Annotated in this window: 25 protein-coding genes; 9 read left to right on the top strand and 16 right to left on the bottom strand. The window is 70.8% G+C overall.

Annotation, left to right across the window (positions count from 1 at the left end; translation table 11 throughout):
- The first annotated feature begins 11 nt into the window (after nucleotides 1-11).
- The gene (gene xylB, locus IH26_RS0130790; protein WP_030439762.1) at nucleotides 12-1,412 is read left to right on the top strand and encodes a xylulokinase; all 1,401 of its coding nucleotides are present in this window, start codon (nucleotides 12-14) and stop codon (nucleotides 1,410-1,412) included.
- 9 nt (nucleotides 1,413-1,421) lie between these two features.
- Entirely contained in the window at nucleotides 1,422-2,867 is a 1,446-nt protein-coding gene (locus IH26_RS0130785; RefSeq protein WP_030439761.1) for an MFS transporter, read from the top strand.
- Here the strand turns inward: IH26_RS0130785 and IH26_RS0130780 are convergent.
- From IH26_RS0130780 to IH26_RS0130750, 7 genes are all read right to left on the bottom strand, one after another.
- The gene (locus tag IH26_RS0130780) at nucleotides 2,796-4,430 is read right to left on the bottom strand and encodes a glycoside hydrolase family 13 protein (protein WP_030439760.1); all 1,635 of its coding nucleotides are present in this window, start codon (nucleotides 4,428-4,430) and stop codon (nucleotides 2,796-2,798) included. The genes IH26_RS0130785 and IH26_RS0130780 overlap by 72 nt on opposite strands.
- A 161-nt stretch (nucleotides 4,431-4,591) precedes the next feature.
- Nucleotides 4,592-5,314, bottom strand: coding sequence for an HD domain-containing protein (locus IH26_RS0130775; RefSeq protein ID WP_030439759.1), 723 nt, complete (start codon nucleotides 5,312-5,314; stop codon nucleotides 4,592-4,594).
- A gap of 16 nt (nucleotides 5,315-5,330) precedes the next feature.
- Nucleotides 5,331-6,218: an MHYT domain-containing protein gene (locus IH26_RS0130770; protein WP_030439758.1), complete on the bottom strand. Its 888-nt coding sequence runs from the start codon at nucleotides 6,216-6,218 to the stop codon at nucleotides 5,331-5,333.
- 157 nt (nucleotides 6,219-6,375) lie between these two features.
- Nucleotides 6,376-6,519 carry a GPGG-motif small membrane protein gene (locus IH26_RS61500; protein ID WP_169789845.1) on the bottom strand — a complete coding sequence of 48 codons (144 nt, stop codon included), beginning with the start codon at nucleotides 6,517-6,519 and terminating at the stop codon, nucleotides 6,376-6,378.
- Nucleotides 6,520-6,558: 39 nt separating this feature from the next.
- Nucleotides 6,559-7,302 (bottom strand): metallophosphoesterase family protein, encoded by a 744-nt coding sequence (locus tag IH26_RS0130760; protein ID WP_030439757.1) that lies wholly within the window; start codon nucleotides 7,300-7,302, stop codon nucleotides 6,559-6,561.
- Nucleotides 7,299-7,550, bottom strand: coding sequence for a hypothetical protein (locus IH26_RS0130755; RefSeq protein ID WP_030439756.1), 252 nt, complete (start codon nucleotides 7,548-7,550; stop codon nucleotides 7,299-7,301). Before IH26_RS0130755 ends, IH26_RS0130760 begins: the two co-directional genes overlap by 4 nt.
- A gap of 14 nt (nucleotides 7,551-7,564) precedes the next feature.
- Nucleotides 7,565-8,137, bottom strand: a complete 573-nt coding sequence (locus IH26_RS0130750) for a nucleotidyltransferase (protein WP_051808766.1) — start codon at nucleotides 8,135-8,137, stop codon at nucleotides 7,565-7,567.
- A 112-nt stretch (nucleotides 8,138-8,249) separates the two neighbouring features.
- Between IH26_RS0130750 and IH26_RS0130745 the strand changes: the two genes are divergently transcribed.
- Nucleotides 8,250-8,960 carry a dTMP kinase gene (locus IH26_RS0130745; RefSeq protein ID WP_030439754.1) on the top strand — a complete coding sequence of 237 codons (711 nt, stop codon included), beginning with the start codon at nucleotides 8,250-8,252 and terminating at the stop codon, nucleotides 8,958-8,960.
- A gap of 108 nt (nucleotides 8,961-9,068) precedes the next feature.
- Here the strand turns inward: IH26_RS0130745 and IH26_RS0130740 are convergent, their stop codons facing one another.
- Nucleotides 9,069-9,761, bottom strand: a complete 693-nt coding sequence (locus tag IH26_RS0130740; RefSeq protein WP_084599188.1) for an SDR family NAD(P)-dependent oxidoreductase — start codon at nucleotides 9,759-9,761, stop codon at nucleotides 9,069-9,071.
- A 563-nt stretch (nucleotides 9,762-10,324) separates the two neighbouring features.
- On the opposite strand from IH26_RS0130740, the gene IH26_RS0130735 reads away from it, so the two are divergent.
- Nucleotides 10,325-11,329: a sigma-70 family RNA polymerase sigma factor gene (locus IH26_RS0130735; protein WP_034216316.1), complete on the top strand. Its 1,005-nt coding sequence runs from the start codon at nucleotides 10,325-10,327 to the stop codon at nucleotides 11,327-11,329.
- 80 nt (nucleotides 11,330-11,409) lie between these two features.
- Here IH26_RS0130735 and IH26_RS0130730 read toward each other — a convergent pair whose 3' ends face one another.
- The 3 genes from IH26_RS0130730 to IH26_RS0130720 all read right to left on the bottom strand — a co-directional run bounded on the left by IH26_RS0130730 (nucleotide 11,410) and on the right by IH26_RS0130720 (nucleotide 13,368).
- Nucleotides 11,410-12,336: a C40 family peptidase gene (locus tag IH26_RS0130730; protein WP_051808765.1), complete on the bottom strand. Its 927-nt coding sequence runs from the start codon at nucleotides 12,334-12,336 to the stop codon at nucleotides 11,410-11,412.
- Nucleotides 12,337-12,620: 284 nt separating this feature from the next.
- A complete protein-coding gene (locus tag IH26_RS0130725; RefSeq protein WP_030439750.1) occupies nucleotides 12,621-12,938 on the bottom strand; it encodes a DUF3817 domain-containing protein in 318 nt (105 codons plus the stop codon).
- A 10-nt stretch (nucleotides 12,939-12,948) separates the two neighbouring features.
- Complete coding sequence (locus IH26_RS0130720) at nucleotides 12,949-13,368, bottom strand: hypothetical protein (protein ID WP_030439749.1); 420 nt, start codon at nucleotides 13,366-13,368, stop codon at nucleotides 12,949-12,951.
- A gap of 89 nt (nucleotides 13,369-13,457) precedes the next feature.
- On the opposite strand from IH26_RS0130720, the gene IH26_RS0130715 reads away from it, so the two are divergent.
- The 3 genes from IH26_RS0130715 (at nucleotide 13,458) to IH26_RS0130705 (ending at nucleotide 15,315) form a co-directional block, all read left to right on the top strand.
- On the top strand, nucleotides 13,458-13,685 hold the full coding sequence (locus IH26_RS0130715) for a DUF6158 family protein (protein WP_030439748.1): 228 nt from the start codon (nucleotides 13,458-13,460) through the stop codon (nucleotides 13,683-13,685).
- Complete coding sequence (locus tag IH26_RS0130710; protein WP_030439747.1) at nucleotides 13,685-14,200, top strand: DUF1360 domain-containing protein; 516 nt, start codon at nucleotides 13,685-13,687, stop codon at nucleotides 14,198-14,200. Before IH26_RS0130715 ends, IH26_RS0130710 begins: the two co-directional genes overlap by 1 nt.
- Before the next feature lie 392 nt (nucleotides 14,201-14,592).
- Nucleotides 14,593-15,315: a GAF and ANTAR domain-containing protein gene (locus tag IH26_RS0130705; protein WP_245665650.1), complete on the top strand. Its 723-nt coding sequence runs from the start codon at nucleotides 14,593-14,595 to the stop codon at nucleotides 15,313-15,315.
- Between the two features lie 84 nt (nucleotides 15,316-15,399).
- Here IH26_RS0130705 and IH26_RS0130700 read toward each other — a convergent pair whose 3' ends face one another.
- The 4 genes from IH26_RS0130700 to IH26_RS0130685 all read right to left on the bottom strand — a co-directional run bounded on the left by IH26_RS0130700 (nucleotide 15,400) and on the right by IH26_RS0130685 (nucleotide 18,803).
- A complete protein-coding gene (locus tag IH26_RS0130700) occupies nucleotides 15,400-17,145 on the bottom strand; it encodes an MDR family MFS transporter (protein WP_034216314.1) in 1,746 nt (581 codons plus the stop codon).
- The gene (locus tag IH26_RS0130695) at nucleotides 17,142-17,609 is read right to left on the bottom strand and encodes a MarR family winged helix-turn-helix transcriptional regulator (protein WP_034216313.1); all 468 of its coding nucleotides are present in this window, start codon (nucleotides 17,607-17,609) and stop codon (nucleotides 17,142-17,144) included. The genes IH26_RS0130700 and IH26_RS0130695 overlap by 4 nt, the downstream gene beginning before the upstream one ends.
- 98 nt (nucleotides 17,610-17,707) lie before the next feature.
- A complete protein-coding gene (locus tag IH26_RS0130690; RefSeq protein WP_030439743.1) occupies nucleotides 17,708-18,304 on the bottom strand; it encodes a class I SAM-dependent methyltransferase in 597 nt (198 codons plus the stop codon).
- 4 nt (nucleotides 18,305-18,308) lie between these two features.
- Nucleotides 18,309-18,803, bottom strand: coding sequence for an AfsR/SARP family transcriptional regulator (locus IH26_RS0130685; protein ID WP_030439742.1), 495 nt, complete (start codon nucleotides 18,801-18,803; stop codon nucleotides 18,309-18,311).
- A gap of 221 nt (nucleotides 18,804-19,024) precedes the next feature.
- Here IH26_RS0130685 and IH26_RS0130680 point away from each other — a divergent pair, with 221 nt between their 5' ends.
- Both IH26_RS0130680 and IH26_RS0130675 read left to right on the top strand, forming a co-directional pair.
- Nucleotides 19,025-19,681 (top strand): response regulator, encoded by a 657-nt coding sequence (locus tag IH26_RS0130680; RefSeq protein WP_030439741.1) that lies wholly within the window; start codon nucleotides 19,025-19,027, stop codon nucleotides 19,679-19,681.
- Nucleotides 19,682-20,249: 568 nt separating this feature from the next.
- A complete protein-coding gene (locus tag IH26_RS0130675) occupies nucleotides 20,250-21,062 on the top strand; it encodes a hypothetical protein (protein WP_030439740.1) in 813 nt (270 codons plus the stop codon).
- A gap of 19 nt (nucleotides 21,063-21,081) precedes the next feature.
- Here IH26_RS0130675 and serA read toward each other — a convergent pair whose 3' ends face one another.
- Complete coding sequence (gene serA, locus IH26_RS0130670) at nucleotides 21,082-22,299, bottom strand: phosphoglycerate dehydrogenase (RefSeq protein ID WP_030439739.1); 1,218 nt, start codon at nucleotides 22,297-22,299, stop codon at nucleotides 21,082-21,084.
- Nucleotides 22,300-22,308: the final 9 nt, after the last annotated feature.

The raw sequence follows: 22,308 nt of genomic DNA, 5'->3' as shown, positions 1-22,308 counted from the left end.
GGCCAACTGACATGACGCTTGTCGCCGGGATCGACAGCTCCACCCAGTCCTGCAAGGTGGTCATCCGCGACGCGGAGACCGGCAAGCTCGTACGGCAGGGCCGCGCCACTCATCCGGACGGCACCGAGGTGCACCCGGACGCCTGGTGGGCCGCGCTGCAAGCGGCGATCGCCGAGGCCGGCGGCCTGGACGACGTGGCCGCCGCCTCGGTCGCCGGCCAGCAGCACGGCATGGTGGTGCTGGACGAGAACGGCGAGGTGGTCCGCCCGGCGCTGCTGTGGAACGACACCCGCAGCGCCGGCGCGGCCGCCGACCTCATCGCCGAACTAGGCGGAGGGGACAAATGGGCCGACGCGGTCGGCATCGTCCCGGTGGCCAGCTTCACGCTGACCAAGCTGCGCTGGCTGGTCCGCAACGAGCCGGCCAACGCCGCCCGGGTGGCCGCCGTCTGCCTCCCGCACGACTGGCTGACCTGGAAGCTGTCGGGTTCGACCGACATCGCCACGATCAAGACCGACCGCAGCGACGCCAGCGGCACCCTGTACTGGTCGGCCAAGACCAACCAGTACCGCCCTGACCTGCTGGAGCTGGGTTTCGGGCGGGTCATCGGAACCCCGGAGGTGCTCGGTCCCACCGGCGTCGCCGGCCATCTGCCCAACGGCGCCCCGCTCGGCCCGGGCGCCGGCGACAACGCGGCGGCCGCCTTCGGTACCGGCGCCGGCCCCGGCGACGTGATCGTCTCGATCGGCACCTCGGGCACGGTCTTCGTCAGCTCGGACGTCTCGCCGGACGACCCGAGCGGCACCGTGGCGGCCTTCGCCGACGTCACCGGCCGGTTCCTGCCGATCGTGGTCACCCTCAACGCGGCCCGGGTGCTCGACGCCGCCGGCAAGCTGCTGAGCGTCGACCACGAGCAGCTGTCCCGGCTCGCCCTGCAGGCCCCGGCCGGCGCCGACGGCCTGGTCCTGGTGCCCTACCTAGAGGGGGAGCGCACCCCGAACCGGCCGGACGCCACCGGCGCCATCCACGGCCTCACGCTGAAGACCTCCGACCCGGCGCATCTGGCCCGGGCCGCGGTCGAGGGCATGCTGTGCGCCCTCGCCGACGGGCTCGACGCGCTCGTCCGGCAGGGCGCCACGGCCAACCGCATCGTGCTGGTCGGCGGCGGCGCCCGCAGCGAGGCGGTCCGCCGCATCGCCCCCGAGCTGTTCGGCCTGCCGGTGCTCGTCCCGCCGCCGGGGGAGTATGTCGCCGACGGCGCCGCACGGCAGGCCGCATGGATAGCGCGGGGTGAGAATGAGCCGCCGGTCTGGTCGGCGGAGACTCCCCAGACGTACGAGGCAAAGCCGGTTCCGCTGATTCGCGAGCAGTACCAGGCCGCTCAGGACGCCGTGATCGATCGGCCCCGTTAACCTTGCCGGGTGAGGAAGGGCGGCACCGCGCACCGCGTCTACAGCGTCGTGGTCTTCGTGATCCTGGCGTCGCTGGACAACGTCGCGATCGGCCTCGTGCCGCCCCTCTACGGCAGCATCGGCGACACCTTCGGGGTCGGCGAGGGCCACATCGCGCTGGCCACCACGATCATGTTCCTGATCAGCGCGGTGGCGGCGATCGGTTTCGCGTATGCCGGCGACCGCACCGACCGCAAGCCGGTGCTGATCCTCGGCACCGGGATCTGGGTCGCCGGCACCGCCTGGTCCGGCCTCTCCACCGGCTACGGCGAGTTCCTGCTCGCCCAGGTGCTCGCCGCGTTCGGCCTGGGCGCCGTCGCCTCGGTCAGCTTCGCCGTGGTCAGCGACCTGATCTCGCCCAAGCGCCGCGGCCTGGTGATGAGCTTCTGGGGCCTGTCCCAGGGCGTCGGCACGCTGGCCGGCACCCTGGTCGGCGGCCTGCTCGGGCACAACGACTGGCGTGAGCCGTTCCTGGTCGCCGCGGTGGCCGGCGTGATCGCCACGGTCGCGTACGTGTTCACCTACAACGTGCCGCGCGGCGAGAGCCAGCCCGAGCTGGCCGGCGTCGAGTACGACGAGCGGATCCACCCGGACGACCTGCCGGTGATCCTCGCCCGGCGCACCAACACCTGGCTGATCTTCCAGGGCTTCACCGCGCAGATCGCGCTCGGCTCGCTGGTCTGGCTGCCGATCCTGTTCCGGGCGCGGGCCGAGGCCCAGGGCTACACGGCCGGCACCGCGGTGCTGGTCGGCAGCGTCTTCGCGACGCTGTTCCAGATGGGCGGCGCGCTGAGCATCCTGGGCGGGCTCGCCGGGGACAGGCTGCAGCGGCGCACCCCGCGCGGGCGGGCCCTCGTCGCGTCTGTCGGCGTGCTGGCCGCCGTACCCTTCTATGTGGTTTTGTTCTTCGTGCCCATGACCATCGACGTGCCCGACGGCGCGAGCGCGGGCCGGGTCGTGCGGGCCGTGCTGACCGACGTCTTCACCCAGCCCACGGTCGGCTTCTGCCTGATCACCGCGGTCTTCGCGCTGATGCTGACCTCGGCCAACTCGCCGAACTGGTTCGCCCTGATCGCCGACGTGAACCCGCCCGAGCACCGCGGCACCGTCTACAGCATGGGCAACCTGGTGAACGGCTTCGGCCGGGCCGGCGGCAACGCGATGGTCGGCGTCGCCTTCGGCGGGCTGGCCGGGGCGTTCCCGCCGCCGCTCAACTACGCGGTCGGGCTGGCCGGCTTCCAGTTCTTCTGGATCCCGACCGGGGTGATGTTCTGGCTGGCCAGCAGGACGGTGGCGAAGGACATGGCCGACACGCACGCGAGCCTGCTGGCCGCCGCCTCCGACCTAGCCGAGAGCCCACACGGTGACGTCGGTGGGGACCCGCCCGTCGGCGTCGAGGGGCTCGCTCGCGAGTAGCACCGTCGCACCGGCCGGCAGGTCGACCGGCGCGGCGCCGAAGTTGGTCAGCACCAGCACGTCCCCGTTGCGGAAGGCCAGCGCGTGGTCCGGCGCCTGCTGCCAGGCGATCGTGCCGCTGCCCAGCCCGTGCGAGCGACGAGAGGCCAGCGCGGCCCGGTACAGCTCCCAGGTCGAGCCGGGCACGCCCTGCTGGCGGTCGAGCGCGTATTCCGCCCAGACCGCCGGCTGCGGTAGCCAACTGCGGTCCGACGGCCCGAAGCCGTACGACGGCGCGTCCGCCTCCCACGGGATCGGCACCCGGCACCCGTCCCGCCCCACCACGGTGTGCCCCGAGCGCGGCCGGGCCGGGTCCCGCCGGTACTCGTGCGGCATCGTGGTGTGCTCCGGCAGCCCCAGCTCCTCGCCCTGGTAGAGGTACGCCGAGCCGGGCAGTGCCAGCATCTGCAGGGTGGCCGCCCGGGCGCGGCGCAGGCCCAGCCCCACGTCCGGCTGCGGGTCGTCCGGCCCGATGCCGTGCAGCCGGGTCCGCTCGACCGGATAGCCCAGCCGGGTCGCGTGCCGGATCACGTCGTGGTTGGACAGCACCCAGGTGGTCGGCGCGCCCACCTCGTCGTTCGCCGCGAGCGACTCGTTGATCACCGCGCGCAGGTCGGCCGGCCGCCAGGGCGCGCTCAGGTACATGAAGTTGAACGCCTGGTGCATCTCGTCCGGCCGCACGTACCGGGCGAGCCGCTCGGCCGGCTGCACCCACGCCTCGGCCACCAGGATCCGCCCGCCCTCGTACTCGTCGAGGACCCGCCGCCACTCCCGGTAGATCTCGTGCACGCCCTCCTGGTCCCACATCGGCGGCGGCGGCCCGACCGGCGCCAGCCCGCCCAGACTGAGCCCGCCCAATATGGCCAACGGCACGTCCCACTCGGGCAGGTCCTCCTCCTTGACCAGCCCGTGCGCCACGTCCACCCGGAAGCCGTCCACGCCCCGGTCGAGCCAGAACCGCAGAATGTCGAGGAACTCGTCCCGCACCGAACGGTTGCCCCAGTCGAGGTCCGGCTGGCTGACGTCGAAGAGATGCAGATACCACTGCCCGTCCGGCACTCGCTGCCAGGCGCTCCCGCCGAACATGCTGGTCCACGAGTTCGGCGGCAACGCCCCGTCCGGCCCGCGCCCCTCCCGGAAGATGTACCGGTCCCGCTCCGGACTTCCCGGCCCGGCCGCCAGCGCTGCCCGGAACCACTCGTGCTCGCTGGAGGTGTGGTTCGGCACCAGGTCGACGATGACCTTCAGCCCGAGGTCGTGCGCCTCACCGATCAGCTTGTCGGCGTCCCCGAGATCCCCGAACCGCTCGTCCACCCCGCGATAGTCGGCGACGTCATACCCGCCGTCCTTCTGCGGCGACGGATAGAAGGGCGACAACCACACCGCGTCGACTCCGAGCTCCTTGAGCCGAGGCAACCGCCCGGTGATCCCCGGCAGATCACCCATCCCGTCCCCGTCACTGTCCGCGAACGACCGCGGATAGACCTGGTAAATAACGGCATCACGCCACCACCGCTCGACCATGCGCCCAAGATATCCGTCGCGCTTGCGGGCCCAAGACCTGAGAGATGCAGACCTAGGCCGTACGGGTAGGACAAGTCCCCGGTGCAGCGGGCAGCTGCCTGCAACACCGGCCCCGACCCCGGCCTGCCGGGTGGGCCCGGCCCAAGACCAGAAGAGCGCCGTCAGTCGTCGAGGATGGCGGCGAAGCGCTCCTCGGCCAGGTCGAGTTGGTCGAGGATGTGGTCCTTGGCCTCGACGGAGAGCGGGGTGTCGGGGCGGCCGACCAGTTCGCGCAGCTTGGGTACCAAGGGGCGGTACTTCGTGGCCGAGGAGATGGCCTTGTCGGCGGTTGTGTGGATCACGCCGACGCCGTTGTCGGTGAAGTCGGACACCTTGATCACTCGGGCCCACGGGTCGCGCTCGAGGTTGGCCGCCACGTGCTCGCGGTACTGCTCGTGCCGGTCGCGGTCCGGGTCGTACTCCGGGTTGGTGACCGACCGGACCAGCTCGGCGACCCGCGGGTTGAACCGCCGGGCCAGCTCGGCGATCGCCGCCTCGGTCAGCTCCGTGTGCGTGTGCCCGGCCGGGTCGAGCCCGCCCAGCTCGGCCGGGTGGTCCTCGACCGCGTCGTGCAGCAGGGCGGCGGTGAGCACGTCGACGTCGCGCACCCCGTAGTACTTGACGATCCGGATGGCCACCCGCAGCAGGTGGTTGAGGTACGGCTCGCGGCCCCGCCGGTCGCCGGCGTGCAGCGTGCCGGCCAGCTCGAGGGCCGCGCGCAGCCGCCCGGCCTCCTCCGGCGGGAAGCCCTCCACCTCGTACCGGAACCTCTCGCGCAGCCCCTGCTCGCCGTAGACCTCGGTGATCGCGTGCAGTGGCATGGACAGCAGCAGCCGGGTCGCCATGCCGACACCCTAACGGTCACGTGTTGCTGGTCGACCGCACCGGGACGGGACGGGGGGACGGCGACGGGCGGCGGGCGGACGCGGGCGCCAGATTCGCCTGCTTGAGCGACCACGGGCTGGCGGTGGGCTCGGCGTGCACGCCCCGCCTCGGGGTGGGCGCCCCGTCCGAGAACTCCTCCTCGGTCATCGCCTGCAGCGCGCTCAGCGCCACCCCGACGATCGTGGCGGCGGTGATGATCGTGATCGGCACGATCAGCGTCAGCGGCCGGATGCCGCGCACCTGGTCGACCCGGTCCATGTCGAGGTGCACCGACATGGCCGCCATGCCGGTGTAGTGCATACCGCAGACCGCCACCGCCATGATCGCCGCGGCGCCGCTGACCCTGGCCCAGCCGCGTACCGAGATCGCGAACCAGTGGGCGACCGTGGAGGCCACCACCGCGATGATCGCCGAGGCGACGACCAGCGACAGGTTGTAGTGCATGGTCCCGGCCACGTGCATGCCCTCCATGCCGGAGTAGTGCATGGCCAGCACCCCGCCGCCGGTCAGCGTGCCGGCCGCCAGCACCTTGGGGAAGCTGCGCCGGCCGTGCCCGACGATCAGCAGGCCGAGCCCGACGGCCGCCACCGCCGCGACCATGCTGAGCACGGTCATCAGGACGTCGTAGCGCACCGGGCTGGCCGGCACGTCGAAGCCGAGCATCGCGGCGAAGTGCATCAGCCAGATCGCGCCGCCGCCGATGGAGAACGCGGCGATGCCCAGCCAGCGGGTGCGCCGGCTGCGGGTGCGGGCGTCCCGGGCCCGGGCCGTGCAGAGCAGCCCGAAGAACGAGCCGAGGAACGCCAGCAGGTAGGCGGCGAGCGGGTTGAAGACCCCGTACGTGAAGTTGTGGACCTCGGTCACTTCGGAAACCTCGCGATAGATCGACGCATGTTCGCGAGGTATTTACGGCCGGATCTGGCCGCCCCCATCGCACTCTGTGTGCGGGGCCATCACAACGAGAGACCGGGGCCGCCGACGTGGCGGCCCCGGTCCTGGTCGTTCGACGGGGGGAGTGGGATCACGTGAAGATGCTGACACCACCGGGACCCACGAGAAGGCCCACGATGATCAGCACGATGCCCCAGAGGAGCTGCCGCCGGAACAGCGCGAGGATGCCGGCGACCACCAGGATGACTGCGAGGATCCAGAGGAGAAGACTCATGCAGTCCGGGTACCCGAACCCCCGGAAAGGGAAACCCGCCTATGTGGCGACCAATTCGAGGTCGGCTTCCTCGGAAAGCAGCTGGTAGACGTTGTACGCCTGCTTGATGACGGGATGCGCCACGTTGCGCACCGGCACCCCGCCCGGCGTCCGGCCGCGCTCCGAGCCGTGGTGCGCGTGCCCGTGCAGGGCCAGCGTGGTCGGCGCCGCGTCGATCGCCCGGCCGAGCTGGTAGCACCCCAGGAAGGCGTAGATCTCGAGCGGCTCGCCGAGCAGCGTGTCCGGCACCGGGGCGTAGTGGGTGAGCGCCACCAGCGCGTCCACCTGCACCGACAGCAGCGCGTCCTGCAGCCGCTCGGCGAGCACCTCGGTGGTGCTGACGAAGTCCTTCATCTCGCGCTCGCCGAAGTTGCTCGCGCAGGCGCCCGCGAAGCCGCCGCCGAAGCCCTTCACCCCGGCGATGCCGAGCCGGGTGCCATGCAGCTCGAGCACGGTCGCCTCGCCCTCGAGCACGGTGATGTCCGAGGCGGTGAGCACGTCGACGACGCGGGACTGCTGGTCGCTCTGGTGGTCGTGGTTGCCCAGCACCGTGACCACCGGCACGCCCAGCCCGCCGAACTCGGTGGCGAAGCAGCGCGCCTCCTCGACCGTGCCGTGCCGGGTCAGGTCGCCGGCCACCAGCAGCACGTCGGCCTGGTCGGGCAGTTCCTCGAGGGCCGGCCGGAACCGGCCCAGGACGTCGGAGTCCACGTGGACGTCGCCCACGGCGGCGATCCGGATCATGAAATTTCCTCCACCTCGGTGGGCGCCTGGGCCCGGATGATGCCGATGTCGCAGACGATCTCCACGTCCGGGAACCGGGACGAGATCTGCCGGCAGATCTCGTCCCGCCGGTTCTCGCACTCCACGTCGCCGCCCAGCACCAGCTGGTGCTCCCGGCGGTGCACGGTGATCCCGAGTTCGGCGACCCGGCCGTCGGTGAGCAGGCTCTGGATCTCGGCTTCCAGGTATTCGTCGATCTGGGTACTCATCTCGTCCCCCTACCTCAACGATTCGTCCCCGTCGAAGGAACGACGTCCAACCGGTCGAGCAGCATCAGGAACGCTTCCGCGTATGGCGAATGGGCGGTCTCCCGGCGTACGCGTGCCCAGTCGATCTGCTCGCGCAGCGAGCGCGCCACCGGGAAGCCGGTGGCGAAGTCGCAGTAGTGCTGGCTGTAACTGAGCAGCTTGTGGATCATCAGCTGGCTCGCCGAGATCACCGGCATGTTGATCGCCTCGACCGAGATCATCTCGGTGTCCCGGAGAGTCTCGTCGGTGACCGGCGTCTCGATCGGCCGGTAGATGAGGTCCACCATCCGGTCCTCGTCGTCGTAGACCTTGACCAGCCAGTCCTCGGGCGGCTGCTCGGTGCGGAAGCCGGCCTCGGCCAGCGCCTTGAGGGCCGCGTCCTTGTCCTGCTCGCGCAGCAGGAAGTCCACGTCGTGGTCGCTGGAGTGGCCGCCGTGCGCGTAGACCGCGAAGCTGCCGCCGAGCGCGAACGGGATGTCGGCCGCCTTCAGGGCGGCGGCCACCCGCTTGAGCGCGGTGGCCAGTCCGGCGTCCACGTGGTACGGCATGGGCTCCCCCTGTTCGGCTGTGGTGCGTGCCCTGAACCCGTACCCATTTTGGTACGGCTTGAGCCCCGTCGCTCCGAAACTCCCTGGGCGGCCCGGGTTACCGTTGGTGGGCATGGAGAACCCACCTCGCACCATCGCGCTGGTCGGCATCGATGGCAGCGGCAAGACGACGCAGGCCCACCGCCTGGCCGACGCCCTGGCCGCCGAGGGGTTGAGCGCCGCGTACCGGCGCAACGCCGGCGGCCGCCGCTGGTTCGGCCGGCTGTCCGCCCGGCTCGGCCGCGGCGACGACGCGGAGGACCTGCTCGGTCGCCGGGCGATGTTGTTCGTCGAGTCGCTGCTGCGCTGGCTGGCCATCCTGCGTACGCTGCTGCGCCGGGCCCTGACCGGCGAGATCACCGTGATGGACCGGCACGCCGTCTGCCAGTACGCGAGCCTGCGGGCCCGGGCCGCCCACCCGGCCGCCGAACGCCGCGCCCGCCGGGCCTACCGCCCGTTCCCGCGTCCCGACGTGACCTTCCTGCTGGCCGTCGACCCGGGGATCGCCCACGACCGCATCGAGGCCCGCGGCTACGACCACGAGACCGTCGACTACCTCTCCGCCGCGGCGGCCGCCTACCGCTCGCTCCCCGAGTACGGCGACTTCATCGTGATCGACGCGAACGCCGCCCCCGACCGGGTCGCCGCCGAGATCCGCGCCCGGCTGCCGATCCCCGCCCCGGTCACCCCGGCCCGCACCCGGGTGCGCACGCTGCTCCTGGCCGGCGGCCCGCTGCTGGCCGGCGCCACGGCCCTGGGCTACCAGCTGGCCGAGGCCCTGTGACCCGAGCCCTGGGTGGTGCGCAGAGCAGGGGTGGTGCGCAGAGCAGGGGTGGTGCGCAGAGCAGGGGTGGTGCGCAGAGCAAGGGTGGTGCACTCATTAGGGGAGCGGTCAGGCCTGGCCGTAGATCGGGATGGTCGCGCCGGTCGTCGGCGCCGACGCGTCCGAGGCCAGGAACAGGATGGTCGGCGCGATCTCGGCCGGCTTGACCCAGCGGGAGAAGTCGGCGTCCGGCATGTCCCGTCGGTTGGTGGGGGTGTCGATGACGCTCGGCACGATCGTGTTGCACCGCACGTTCTGCTTCCGGTACTCGACCGCCACCGCGCCGGCGAAGGCCAGCACCGCCGCCTTCGCCGTCAGGTAGCCGGCCGCGCCCGGGAACGGCGTCAGCGCCGCCCGGGACGAGACGCAGACGATGCCGCCGCCGCCCGCCGCGACCAGGTGCGGCAGCGCGGCCCGGGTCACCAGATAGGTCGGTCGCAGATTGCGGGCGAGCATCTGCTCGAAGTCGGCGACCGGCGTCTCGGCGATCAGCCGGCCGCCGGCGTACGCCCCGGCCAGGTTGATTACGGCGCGTAGCGGTGCCGTGGCGTCGCCGGCCGCCACGGACATCGCGGCAGTGACATCCGTCTCATCGGAGAGATCGGCTTCGACGCCCACCGTGCCCTCCGGGGCCGGCCGTCCGGGGCGTACCGGGGCCACCACCCGCCAGCCGTCGGCCACGAAGGCCGCCACCGTGGCGGCGCCGAGCCCGCCCGCGCCGCCCGTCACGAAGACCGTCCGCCCGCTGTCCATGGAGATCATGCTGCCCGCTCATCCGCCCGGGACGGTGTGCTTTTCGTCACGTCGGCCGGACGATGGCCGGGTGGTGGCGAATGGGTACCGACAGAGCGTCACCTGCCCGGGCGTCACCCGGGCGGGCGAGTGAACTACGGCGCTACGTGCCGCATTGTGGCAGGTGGTCCGGTTCGGGCCGGTGCCTCGGGAGCTTTTCGACGAGGCTTTTGTTTCAGACCGGTCGCGAAGCTGTCGATGCTGCACGTGAACCCGGGAAGCCGAACGGCCGTACTGGGTAGTGACGAGCATCCCAAGCTCAGTGGTGATGCCCGTCGCTGCGACGGATGAGGGGCCGATGGTGTCATGGAGACCAACGCGGGTATGCGGTCTGCTGCGCGACCGACGGCGGCTGCGGCGCGTGAATGCCGGCTCGGGGACGCTCCTCAGGAACATCGCATGCGGCTCTCAGCAATCACCCAGGCGTTCGTGACACTTTCGATCCACCAGCCGGAATCAAGACACACGGCCATTTGTTGTGTAGATGCCAGTTAACCGCAATGTGCGAACTGCGGACGTTACGGGAGGAACTGATGGACACAGGGTTTGCCCGTAGCGGGGTAAGTAGTGATGGCAATGAGGGGACTGTGGGCAACGTGGAGAAGAACACCGTGATGCGGACCGACCAGGTCGCCGAGGAGCGCGACCTCGTCGGCGTGTACCTGCACGAGATCTCCCGGACGCCACTGCTGGACGCAGCCCAGGAGGTCGAGCTCTCCAAGCAGATCGAGGCGGGCCTCTACGCGGAGTTCCTGCTCGACGAGGGCGAGGCACCGCGCGGTGTGAGCCGCGAGGAGCTCGAGCGGATCGTGCACGAGGGTCAGCGGGCGAAGGATCTGTTCATCCGGGCCAACCTGCGGCTGGTCGTGTCGATCGCCCGGCGCTACGTGCGCTCCGGCATGCCGATGCTCGACCTGATCCAGGAGGGCAACACCGGCCTGGTCCGCGCCGTGGAGAAGTTCGACTACGAGCGCGGCTACAAGTTCTCGACGTACGCGACGTGGTGGGTGCGGCAGGCGATCAGCCGGGCCATCGCCCAGCAGGAGCGGACCGTGCGCCTTCCGGTGCACCTGGTCGAGGACGTCAACCGGATGCGCAACGTCACCCGCCAGCTCGTCCGCGAGCTCGGTGCCGACCCCGAGCCCGAGCAGATCGCGAAGGCGCTCGGCGTGACCGTGGAGCGCGTCAACGAGCTGACCCGCTGGGCCCAGGACACGGTTTCTCTGGATACCCCGGTGGGCGACGACGGCGACACCAACCTCGGCGACCTGGTGGCCGACAGCGACGCCCCGTCGCCGGAGGAGATCGTGCTGACCGCGCTGGAGCGGCAGCGGATCGAGGGCCTGCTCAACCACCTGGACGACCGGTCGGCCGGCATCATGCGGGCGCGGTACGGCCTCGAGGACGGCCGGGAGCACTCGCTGACCGAGGTGGCCTCGCGCTTCTCGCTCAGCCGCGAGCGCATCCGCCAGCTCGAGATCCAGGCGCTCGGCCGGCTGCGTGAGCTGGCCCGGGCCGAGGGCCTCGCGGCCGCCTGACCCAGGAAGTTCTCCCCGGAACCCACAACGCGAAAGGCCGGTACCCGGTCGGGTACCGGCCTTCTTGGTGTCTCGCCGGGTTACTTCACGCGCCCGTAGCCGTACGGGGAGCTGTAGTCGATCGACCTCTTCGAGACCGGCTCGCCCGGTTGGGACGCGTCGATGATCTGGCCGCCGCCGACGTACAGGCCGACGTGGCCGAGGTTGTGGTAGAAAACCAGGTCGCCCGCCTCGAGTTCGGACCGGGTGACCCGGGCCGTGGCGCTGTACTGCGCGGCGGCGTTGTGCGGGAGCGACTTACCCGCCGCCGCCCAAGCGGCCATGGTCAGGCCCGAGCAGTCGTACGTTTTGGGCCCGGCGGTGGCGTAGACGTACATCGCCTTCCTCTTCGCCGCCGCGTACGCGTAGTCCACAGCGATGCCGGCCTTGCCGGCGATGGCCGGCGGGTCGCCGACGTCGGCCGTCGAACTGGTGTCGTTCGCGCTGCCGTACGCCTGCACGCGCATGGCCATCAGCTTCTTGAGGTTCGCCTCGATCGTCGCCTTGCGGGCGTTGAGCGCGCTGAGCTGCGCCGCCTGCTTGGCCTCCGCCGTCTTCAGCGCGGCCTGTCGGTCGGCGAAGGTCGCCGTGGTGGTGGTGTAGTCGTCGATGTCCCGCTGGTTCGCGCGGTTGATCGCGGCGAGGTAGCTCAGCCGCTCCACCAGGCCGCCGGGCTCGCTGCCGAGCATCGCGCTCATCGGCCCGATCCGGCCCTGCATGTAGGCCGTGCTGGCGATGGTGTTGACCTGCCGCTGGGCGACCAGCAGCTTCGCCCTGGCCGGGCCGATCGAGGCCTCGAGGGCCTTCTCGTCGGCGGTCGTCTTCTGCAGGTCGATGTTCAGCTTGTTGTACGACTCGGTGATGCCCTCGAGCTGGTTCGACGCGGCGTCGATCTGCTTCTTGAGGTCGCTCGTCGAGGGCGCCGCCTGTGCCGCGGTCGCCAAGGTGCCGGTGATCGCGACCGCCATCGCCGCGACCAGGAGCGCCCGAAGCCTCGTACGGGGGTGTGGCACCGGTGGCTGGCCCTTCTTCCGCTTCGGCCGCAAACCGGGAAGAAGGCCCTACCGCGATTCGGCGGCGTTGGCCGGCGCCACCGGAGGGTTGTGGCTGCGGACCGGACCAACCGCATTAACTTATCGGCGCGCCGAACAAAATCAAGTTCTCTTAACGGGAATTAAGAAAAGGCCAGATATGCGTCATTGATCCCGATAACGCATTGTCATTCGACGAAGACCGCGGGTTATTTCGACCCTTAAACGGGACTCTTCGCCAACTGGGCCGGGGCCCACACGTTGGTGACCTTACGCTCGGTCCAGAAGGAGAGGAAGGGGATGGTTCCGGCCGCCATGACCAGGATCATCCGGAGGAACGGCCAGTGCGCCCGACGGGCCAGGTCGAAGGTCAGCACCAGATAGATCATGAAGAGGAAGCCGTGGATCGGGCCGATGATCGCGACCACGGTGTCGTCGTGGCCGAGGTACTTCAGCGGCATGCCGACCAGCACCAGGGCGAGCAGGCCCACGCCGACGGTCCACGCCATGATCCGGTAACGGGTGAGTGCTCCCTGCACGATGCACGTCCTATTTCTGGTAGTCCGCGGATTTCTGGTAATCCGCCGGGCGGGCGCCGGGGTGGGCGGCCAGCCAGGCGAGGTAGTCGTTGTAGGCGGCCAGCTCGGGATCGTCCTCGGCGGCGGGCGCCTGGACGGCGACCCGGACCGGCCGGCCGACGGTAACAGGCGCGCCTGGGAGCCGTTCCGGCTCGTCGGCGGGCTCCTCGGCCGGGGGCCGCGGCGGGCGCCGGGCGAGCTGCACCTCGCGCCACCACAGGAAGGCGAAGAAGCCCGCGAAGACCGGCCACTCGAACGTGTAGCCCCAGCTCAGCGTGTTTCCCCCGCTGGCCCGGCTGAACTGCCACCAGCCCAGCGCGAGGCACCCCGCGACGGCGGCGAGCGCGAGGACGTGGCGGGCGATCCACGCCGGCGTCCACAGCCCCTTCATGCCTTCGAGAGTACCGGCGCAGGTTTGGTGGCCGGCGGTCCGGGCAAGCGGGTTCCACCAGGTGTTGACCGACGACGGAGGGGACCACGATGACCAACGCCGGCGCCGAACTCGGGGTGGATCCGGCCACCCTCGACGACGAGGACATCTTCCGCGAGCTGGCCAGCCTTTACCGCGCCCGCCTCGCCACCCTGCGGCACGGCCCGAACGCGGCCCTGGACAACCACTTCCGCCGCACGGCCGACCTGGAGACCGAGTACATGACCCGCTACCCGGGCCGCGAGGTCGACCCCAGCCGGCTCACCCAGGACTTCTGATGAGCGCACCGACCGCTCGGCTGGCCGAGCGGTACTCCCCGCACGAGCACCGCCCGCTGGACGGATACCTGGTGGCGATGGGCGCGTTCGGCGCGCTCGCGGCCGGCCTGGCCGCCGCCGCGAAGATCACCGGCCGGCGCCCGCCCGCCCGGCCGGCCGCGACCGACGTGCTGCTGATCTCGATCGCCACGCACAAGCTGAGCCGCCTGCTTGCCAAGGACGCGGTGGCCAGCCCGCTGCGCGCGCCGCTGGCCCGGTACGACGGGCCGGCCGGGGCCGCCGAGCTCAACGAGAACGTCCGCGACCAGGGCAGCTCGGTCCGGCACGGCCTCGGCGAGCTGATCACCTGCCCGTTCTGCCTGGCGGTGTGGGTGGCCACCGGGCTGACCGGGGGACTGGTGCTCGCGCCCCGGCTGACCCGGCTCGCGGCCACCGCGCTGACCGCCACGGCCGCCTCGGACTTCCTGCAACTCGCCTACGACCGGGCCAAGAAGGGCGCCGGCGACGCCGGATGATGTGGCGTGGGTCACAGTCACTAACGGAATCATGGCTGGGGACCGACGGTTGAGTACGGATGTCGGTGTGTCCAGTGTCCCCGGGCCTCACCACTAATGCCTTCACGGAATACCGTTCGGCTGGAGCCGTGTCGTGCCACTCGCCGAGAGGCGACATGCACACCGACATCTCGTACGGCGCCCCCGGGTCATCCCGGGGGCGCCGACGCGTTTGATCGCCCTTCCGGCCCGGGTATTCGATCTTCCGTGACCGATGATCGGGACGTTTCGTCCGCCGAAACCACGCGATAGGGCATCGATCTTCCGTGCCTGTCGACGGTCATGGCAGTATGCCCCGCGTGCCTGTCCCGAATCGCCGGGTTTCTCCCCCGCAGCGCGGGCCCGCTCGCCTGGTGAGCCGGTCGGTGTGGAACCGTGGCCCGCGCGCGACGGCCCCGAGCGGCCCGCACGCGGTCGAACTCGCCGGCCTGCTGCACGAGTTGTCGGTGCGGCTCCTCAACGCCGAGAGCTTCGCCTCGGCGCTCGAACGGCTGGCGGAGTTCCTCGCCGGCGCGGTGCCGGGCACGGTTCGCAGCTCGGTCGCGCTGATCGGCGAGGGCGGCCCGCTCACCTGCACCGCCGCCGGGCCGTCCGGGGAGGCCGTCGACGAGGCCCAGTACGCGTCGGGCGCCGGTCCCGGGCTCGACGCCGCGCGCACCCGCAGCGTGGTCACGGTGGCCGACCTGGCCGGCGACGAACGCTGGCCGCACCTGGCCGAGCCGGCCCGGGCGACCGGGGTGCGGTCGGTGGTGGCCGTGCCGCTGGACGTGCCGCGGGCCGAGGTGGGCGCGGTCAGCCTCTACCTGCCGGCGCCGGGCGGCCTCGGGCCGGATCCGTTGCTGACCGCGATGGCGCTGGTCAACCAGGCCGAGGTGCTGCTCGGTGAGCTGCGCCGGCGGGACGGGATGAGCACCGACGCGGCGACCGTGGACCGGGCGGTCGGCGTGATCATCGCGCAGCGCGGCTGTGGCGTCCGCGAGGCCTACGACGTGCTCGGCGAGACGGCCCAGCGGCTGGGCCTCGACCGGCGGGCGGTCGCCGACCGTCTGATCAAGGCGGCGGTCCGAAACGCCTGAACGAAACAAGAAGCCCGGGCCACTGGAACGGCCCGGGCTTCTTGGTGACGGTGCTCCCGGCGTACGGGAAACCGAATTTGATCTTTAGGGTTTGTCGTCCTTGCCGACCGCGACCGGCTTGTCGTCGGGGAGCTCGGCGAGCGGGCCCGCGCCGACCTCGCCCGGGACGCCGTCGCTGTTCTCCGCGGCCAGGATGTCGGCCTCGCGCTGGGCCTGGGCCGAGCGCTGGGCGAGCGGGATCTCCGGCAGGAAGAAGACGACGATCAGGCCGATCACCATCACCGCGAGCGCCAGCAGGAAGACCACCTGGGTGCCCTCCGAGAAGCCGACCTTGAACGGGTGGGCGAGCACATCGGTGAGCTTGTTGAGCCATGAGGTGTCGCTCAGGTCGCCGCCGCCACCGCTGGTCGCCTGCTTGAGGAGTTTGGCCTGGTCGGGGTGGCTCTGCAAGGCGGCCTGGAACTGCTGGGTCGAGGCGGCCGACGTGAACGCGGCCCTGATCTTGCCGGGGAGCACGTTGAACAGCACGGACAGGAAGATCGCCGTGCCGAGCGTGCCGCCCATCGAGCGGAAGAACGTCACCGAGCTGGTGGCCACGCCGATCTCCCGCGGGTTCACCGCGTTCTGCACCGCGGTGATCATCGGCTGCATGTTGCCGCCCAGGCCGAGGCCCATCAGCACCATGATCAGCATGGTCTTCCAGAGCGGGGTGTCGGCGCCGATCGTGGCGAACAGCCCGAGCGCCGCCACCATGAGGACGCTGCCGACGATCGGGAAGATCCGGTACCGGCCGGTGCGGGCGATCAGTTGACCGGCGGTGATCGAGCCGGCCATGATGCCGACCACGAACGGGATCAGCTGCAGGCCGGCCTGGGTCGCCGTGGAGCCCTTGACGATCTGCAGGTACAGCGGGACGGTCAGCAGGCCGCCGAACATCGCCATACCGATGATCGAGCTGGAGATCGCGCCGATGCTCACCGTGCGGTTGGAGAACAGGCGCAGCGGCAGCAGCGCCTCGTCCTTGTAGGCGCGCTCGGCGAGGATGAACCCGACGATGCCGACGGCGCCGATGACGTAGCAGAAGATGGCCCGGCCGGAGCCCCAGCCCCAGTCGCGGCCCTGCTCGGCGACGGTCAGCAGCGGCACCAGGCCGACGATCAGGGCGACCGCGCCGGGCCAGTCGATCCGGTGGTTCACCCGGTGGTGCGGCAGGTGCAGCACCCTGGCGACCACGGCCATGGCGGCGATGCCGATCGGCACGTTCAGGTAGAAGACCCAGCGCCAGCCGTCCACCCACAGGATCGTGTCGGCGCCGGCGAAGAAGCCGCCCAGGATCGGGCCGATCACGCTCGCCGTACCGAAGACGGCGAGGAAGAAGCCCTGGTAACGGGCCCGCTCGCGGGGCGGCACGATGTCACCGATGATGGCCAGCGCCAGCGACATCAGGCCGCCGGCGCCGACGCCCTGGATGGCCCGGAACGCGGCCAGCTCGTACATGTTCTGGGACAGGCCGCAGAGCATCGAGCCGACGATGAAGATGCCGATCGCGAACAGGAAGAACGGGCGCCGGCCGTAGATGTCGGACAGCTTGCCGTACAGCGGCGTGCTGATCGTCGACGTGATGAGGAACGCCGTGGTGGCCCAGGCCTGCAGGTTGAAGCCGTGCAGGTCGTCGGCGATGGTCCGGGTCGCGGTCGCCATGATCGTCTGATCCAGCGCGGCCAGGAACATGCCCATCATCAGGCCGCCCAGCACCGTGAGAATCTGGCGATGGGTGAAGTCCGCGGAGCCGGCCTTCGCAGGCGGCGCGGCGGTGGAGGGGTTGCTCACGCGTTCTCCCGTTGAGGTGGCGCGGACGGGATGCGCAGGCGCGCCTCGACCGCGGTGTTGAATTCGATGAAGAGCTCGACGAACGCCTCGACGCGGTCGGCCGGCCAGCTGCTCAGCACCTCGGCGAGGAACGCCTCGCGGGCGTCGTGCAGCTTCCGGCAGGCGGCCAGGCCGTCCTCGGTGATCGCCAGGCGGGAGGCGCGCCCGTCCTCCGGGTCGGCCTCGCGCCGCGCCAGCCCGGCCTTCACCAGCTGGGCGGCCTGGCGGCTGACCGTGGACGTGTCGGCCCGTTTCGCCTCGGCGAGGTCGGTGACCCGCATCGGGCCGCAGAACCGCAGCGGGAACAACAGCATCAAGGCGGAGAACTCCGCACCAAGGTCTCCGCTGTTGAGCATGCCCTTCGCTCGCGCTCCCAGCCGGAAGAACCGCATGAGCTCGTCGGCGAGACGGGCGGTTTCGTTCACATTCGTGCCCTCACGTCTGGGCCGTAGATTGATGCGTGCAGCCTACAACTTGTTGCCTGGTGAAACCATTCGGGCGTGCGGCGTGCGGAAAGTGACGCTTATCGCATCCGCCACACCGTGGTCGCGAGCGACTCGGCTTCCTCCAGCGCGACGGAGACCGGCACGGTGTACTCCGCCACGGGCTCGAAGAGCCGTTCCGGGAAATACCCTCGACCGGGGTCCCCAACCAGGACCAGCCGCTGTTTCCGCCGGTGCTGGCGCAGCCGACGGCTCATCTGCTCGGCGACGGTGGGACTGTAGAAGACGTCACCGGCCAGGATCACGCCGGGGTCGGCCCCGCTGTGGCGCAGAGCGACGTGGTTGGCGGCCGCGTTGCGGTGCGCGGCGGCGACCGCTTCCGGGTCGACGTCGGTCGCGCTGACCGCGGCGGCGCCGGCCAGGGCGGCGGCGATCGCGGCGACGCCGGAGCCGGTGGCGAGATCCTCGACGGTCTTACCGCGGACCGTTTCCGGGTGGTCCAGCACGTACCGGGCCAGGGCCTGGCCGCCGGCCCAGGCGAACGCCCAGAACGGCGGCGGCCGGTCGCTGCGGTAATCCTCCCCGATCAGCTCGAACAGGCCGACCGGGCGATCCACCAGGTGCAGCGAGATCTCGGGCGCGAGCGGTACCGGGAGCAGCTTGGTCGGGAACGGCACGTCCCTATTTGACCGCGACCTCGGTGGCCGGGTGCTGCGCCATCACCAGCTTCGCGCGGTACTCGTTGCGCAACTCGGCGGCCCACGGCTCGTCCTCGTCCTCGAGCAGCGGGCGGGTGGCGAGGAAGGCGGCGGCGGTGAGCGGCTTCACCGCGCGCTCGGCCGGGCGGCCCGCGGCGGCGGCGATCAGCTCGTCGAACCGGGCCACGTCGACCCGGACCCGCTCGGGATCGAGCCGCAGGCGGCCGCGGTGCGCGAGGATGACTGATTCGCGCGGATTGACGCTCGGCTCCAGATGCGTCCGAAGAACCGACAAGTCGGCCTCGACGGACTTCTTGCCCGTACCCAGCAGCTCGGCCAGCTCCGAGATGGACACCTCGCCCCGCAGCGCGAGCAGCGCCAGCAGGTGGCGGGGCCGGTCTCCGCCGAAGTCGGCGCCCGAGAAGCGGACGCCCCGGGTACGGACCTCGACGCGGCCGAAGAGCTGGATGTCGAACATGAATGGAAACTCTGCGTCTGGCAAAGTTGACCGGCAAGGCCCAATGCTAGGGGGCAACTCAACCGAAAGACTGGTGATCGCGGCCGCTTGGCCTCATCCTGCTGTCGGGCGTACCGGCGGAACGGATCCGGGCCGTCGCCGCGGCAGCCTGTTGGTACGGCAAATATCCGTGCTGGTACTCCTTAGACTTCCCGAGGTCCGTTCGGTTTGAAAGGTGGCGCATGAACAACGGCGTAGCGATCAGCGTCCTCGTCGTCGACGGCCACCAGACGTTCGCCGAGCTGCTCGGACACGCTCTGGCGGGCCAGCCGGACCTCGAGTACGTGGGGCACGCGCGGACCGGCGCGGAGGCGCTGCAGCTCTCGGCACAGCTGCGCCCGGACGTGATTCTGCTCGACCCCGATCTGTCCGATGCGGACGGAATAGCCATCGCCGAGCTGATTCGCGTTCGCCAGCCCGACACCCGTGTGGTGATACTCACTGCCAGCGATGAGGGCGCGCTCGTCGGGCGGGCCACCGCGGCCGGCGCGGCCGGTTTCCTCTCCAAGAACGGCGCGCTCGGTGACGTGCTGAACGCGCTGCGCACCGCGCACGGCGGCGGCATGACCGTCTCCACCGACATCCTCGCCCGGCTGCTGCGCAGCACCTCGCCGGCGGTCGCGCCGCGTAGCAGTGGACTCACCGTCCGGGAGGACGAGGTGCTGCATCTGATGGCGGCCGGGTTGGACGCTCGCGCCATCGCCCGGCGGCTCGGCATCAGCCTGCACACGTGCCGCGGCTATGTGAAGGCTGTGCTGGCGAAACTCGGTGCGCACAGCCAGTTGGAGGCGGTCGCGATCGCCACCCGCCGGGGCCTGATCCGGCCCGGCCGGCAATAACGCTAAGTAGTTCTCGGTCGCACTCATCCGGAAGAACTTCAAATACGTACCTCTGCGCGGGGGTAGCCGGGTAGCCGGTGGCAATTTGCGACAGGGGAGAACCGTGGATCGAGCTGCTGACGCCGCGGCGTCCGATGTGGCCGTGGCCGACTCGCGTGGGGACACACTTTATCGACGGCCGGCCGCCAATCCGCCGGCCGAGGCTACTACCGGTGGCTCGTGGTTCACGGAGGGTACCGAGCTTCCGCCGGTGTTCTCCGAGGCCGCGCCGCCGCCCCCGGCCCCGGAGTACGGGCCGGCGACTCCAAGTGGGACAAGCCGGGCATCGTACGGCTTCACGGCGGGTCCGATCTCCCCGGTTCGGCACGGACCGACCTCCGCGCCGCCCGCGCCGGCGCCGCCCCGCCTCGATCCCGAGCCGGCTTCCGGCGCGCTGCGCCGGCCGTCGGGTGAGCATCGGGTCGCCGACCGCTCGCCGTTGCGGGCTCCGTCGGGTGAGCATCGGGTCGCGGATCGCTCGCCGTTGCGGGCTCCGTCGGGTGAGCATCGCGTCGCCGAGCGTTCCGCGTTGAAGGCCCCGTCCGGTGAGCACCGGACCGCCCAGCGGCCGCCGGCCGAGACGCACCCGCCGCGACAGTCACCTACGGTCACCGTCGGGATCGTCCTGCTCGGCCTGTTCGTGCTGGTGCTGGGCTCGATCGCCGGGGTCCTCTACTTCTCCGGCGACGACAACAGCATCAACAGCATGCTGCAACTGGGGGCCGGGGGCGCCAAGGCCCGTACGGTCTCCGCCCCGCTGGACAACCGCGACACGGCGAGCTTCGAGATGCTGGCCGGCGCGACCTCGGTGCACGTCACCATCGGCGAGCTCGGCGACGACCTCTACCGGATCTCCACACCGGACGACGCCGGCATCCTGCCCAGCCCGACGATCCGCGACGACGCCGTGTCGCTGCAGGTCAGCAAGGATGGCAACGGCACCGGCGGGGAGATCGAGGTGGTCCTGGCCGCCAAGGTGCGCTGGCAGCTGCGCTTCGCCGGGTACGCCGAGAAGCAGGTCATCGACGTCAGCGGCGGTCAGGTCAGCGGCATCGAGATGGTCGCCGGCGCCAAGCAGGTGGAGCTCACGCTCGCCCGCCCGACCGGCACCGTGCCCCTGAAGATCAACGGCGCGGTGGACAACCTGGTGCTCAAGTCCCCGGCCGACAACCCGATGCGGATCAAGCTGGGCGGCGGCGCGCGGACCGTGGTGGCCGGCAGCCGCACGCTCAACGACATGGCGGCCGGCTCGACGCTGACCCCGAAGGGCTGGAACACCACCGACCGGTACGACGTGACGGCCGGCGCCCGGATCACCGCGCTCACCGTGGAGAACGCGTGACCCGGGCGGTTTCCCGGTCTTAGGAGAGGACCCGCAGGCGGACCGTCTGCTCCATGCTGCGCAACTGCTCGAGCACGTCGTCGGCGTACGGGCCACCGATGTCGGTGATCAGGTAGCCGTACTCGCCGCGGGTGCTCAGCAGCTGGCCCTCGACGTTGACGTGGTGCTGGGCCAGGATGCTGTTGACCTGGGCCAGCACCCCGGGGGTGTTGATGTGGACGTGCACGATCCGGCTCATGCCGCTCTGCTCGGGCAGCGCGACCCCCGGCAGGTTGACGCTCAGCGTGGTGTTGCCGTCCTGGACGAAGTGGGCCAGCTTGTTGGCCACGAAGTCGCCGATGTCGGACTGCGCCTCCTCGGTCGAGCCGCCGATGTGCGGGGTGAGGATCACGTTCGGCAGGCCGCGCAGCTCGGAGACGAACTCGTCGCCGCGGCCCTTCGGCTCCTTCGGGAAGACGTCCACCGCCGCGCCGGCGATGTGCCCGCTGGTCAGCGCGTCACGCAGGGCGACGTGGTCGACCACGATGCCGCGCGACAGGTTGAGGAACAGCGCGCCCGGCTTCATCCGCTTGAACTGCTCGGCACCGAAGAACCCGGCGTTGCCCGGCCGGCCGTCGACGTGCAGGGTCACCACGTCCGACGTCTCCAGCAGCTCCTCGATCGAGGCGCAGCGGTGCGCGTTGCTCAGCGCGAGCTTGTCGGCCGTGTCGTAGAACGAGACGTGCATGCCGAGGTTCTCGGCGAGCACCGAGAGCTGGGTGCCGATGTTGCCGTAGCCGACGATGCCCAGCCGGCGGCCGCGGATCTCGTGCGCGCCGTCGGCCGACTTGTCCCAGACGCCCTCGTGCATGAGCGCGTTCTTCTCGGTGAGCCGGCGGGTCATCGAGATGATCTCGGCGATGGCGAGCTCGACCACCGAGCGGGTGTTGGAGAACGGCGCGTTGAACACCGCGATGCCGGCCGCCGACGCCGCGTGCAGGTCGATCTGGTCGGTGCCGATGCAGAACGCGCCCACCGCGACCAGGCTGTCGGCCGCCTCGAGGACCTTGGCGGTCACCTTGGTCTTGGACCGGATTCCCAGCAGGTGTACGCCCGGGATGCGCTCGAGCAGCTCGGACTCGTCGAGGGCGTTGCGGACGGACTCGACGCTGTACCCCTCGGCCTCGAGCCGGGACACCGCGTCGCGGTGGATGCTCTCCAACAGCAGGACTCGCACCTTGGCCTGGTCGATCATCATCTTCCGTTC

Source organism: Actinoplanes subtropicus (assembly GCF_000721705.1).
GTDB classification, from domain to species: domain Bacteria; phylum Actinomycetota; class Actinomycetes; order Mycobacteriales; family Micromonosporaceae; genus Actinoplanes; species Actinoplanes subtropicus.
Note: the sequence above shows the minus strand (reverse complement) of the source record. Positions and strands in the feature narration are given on the sequence as shown.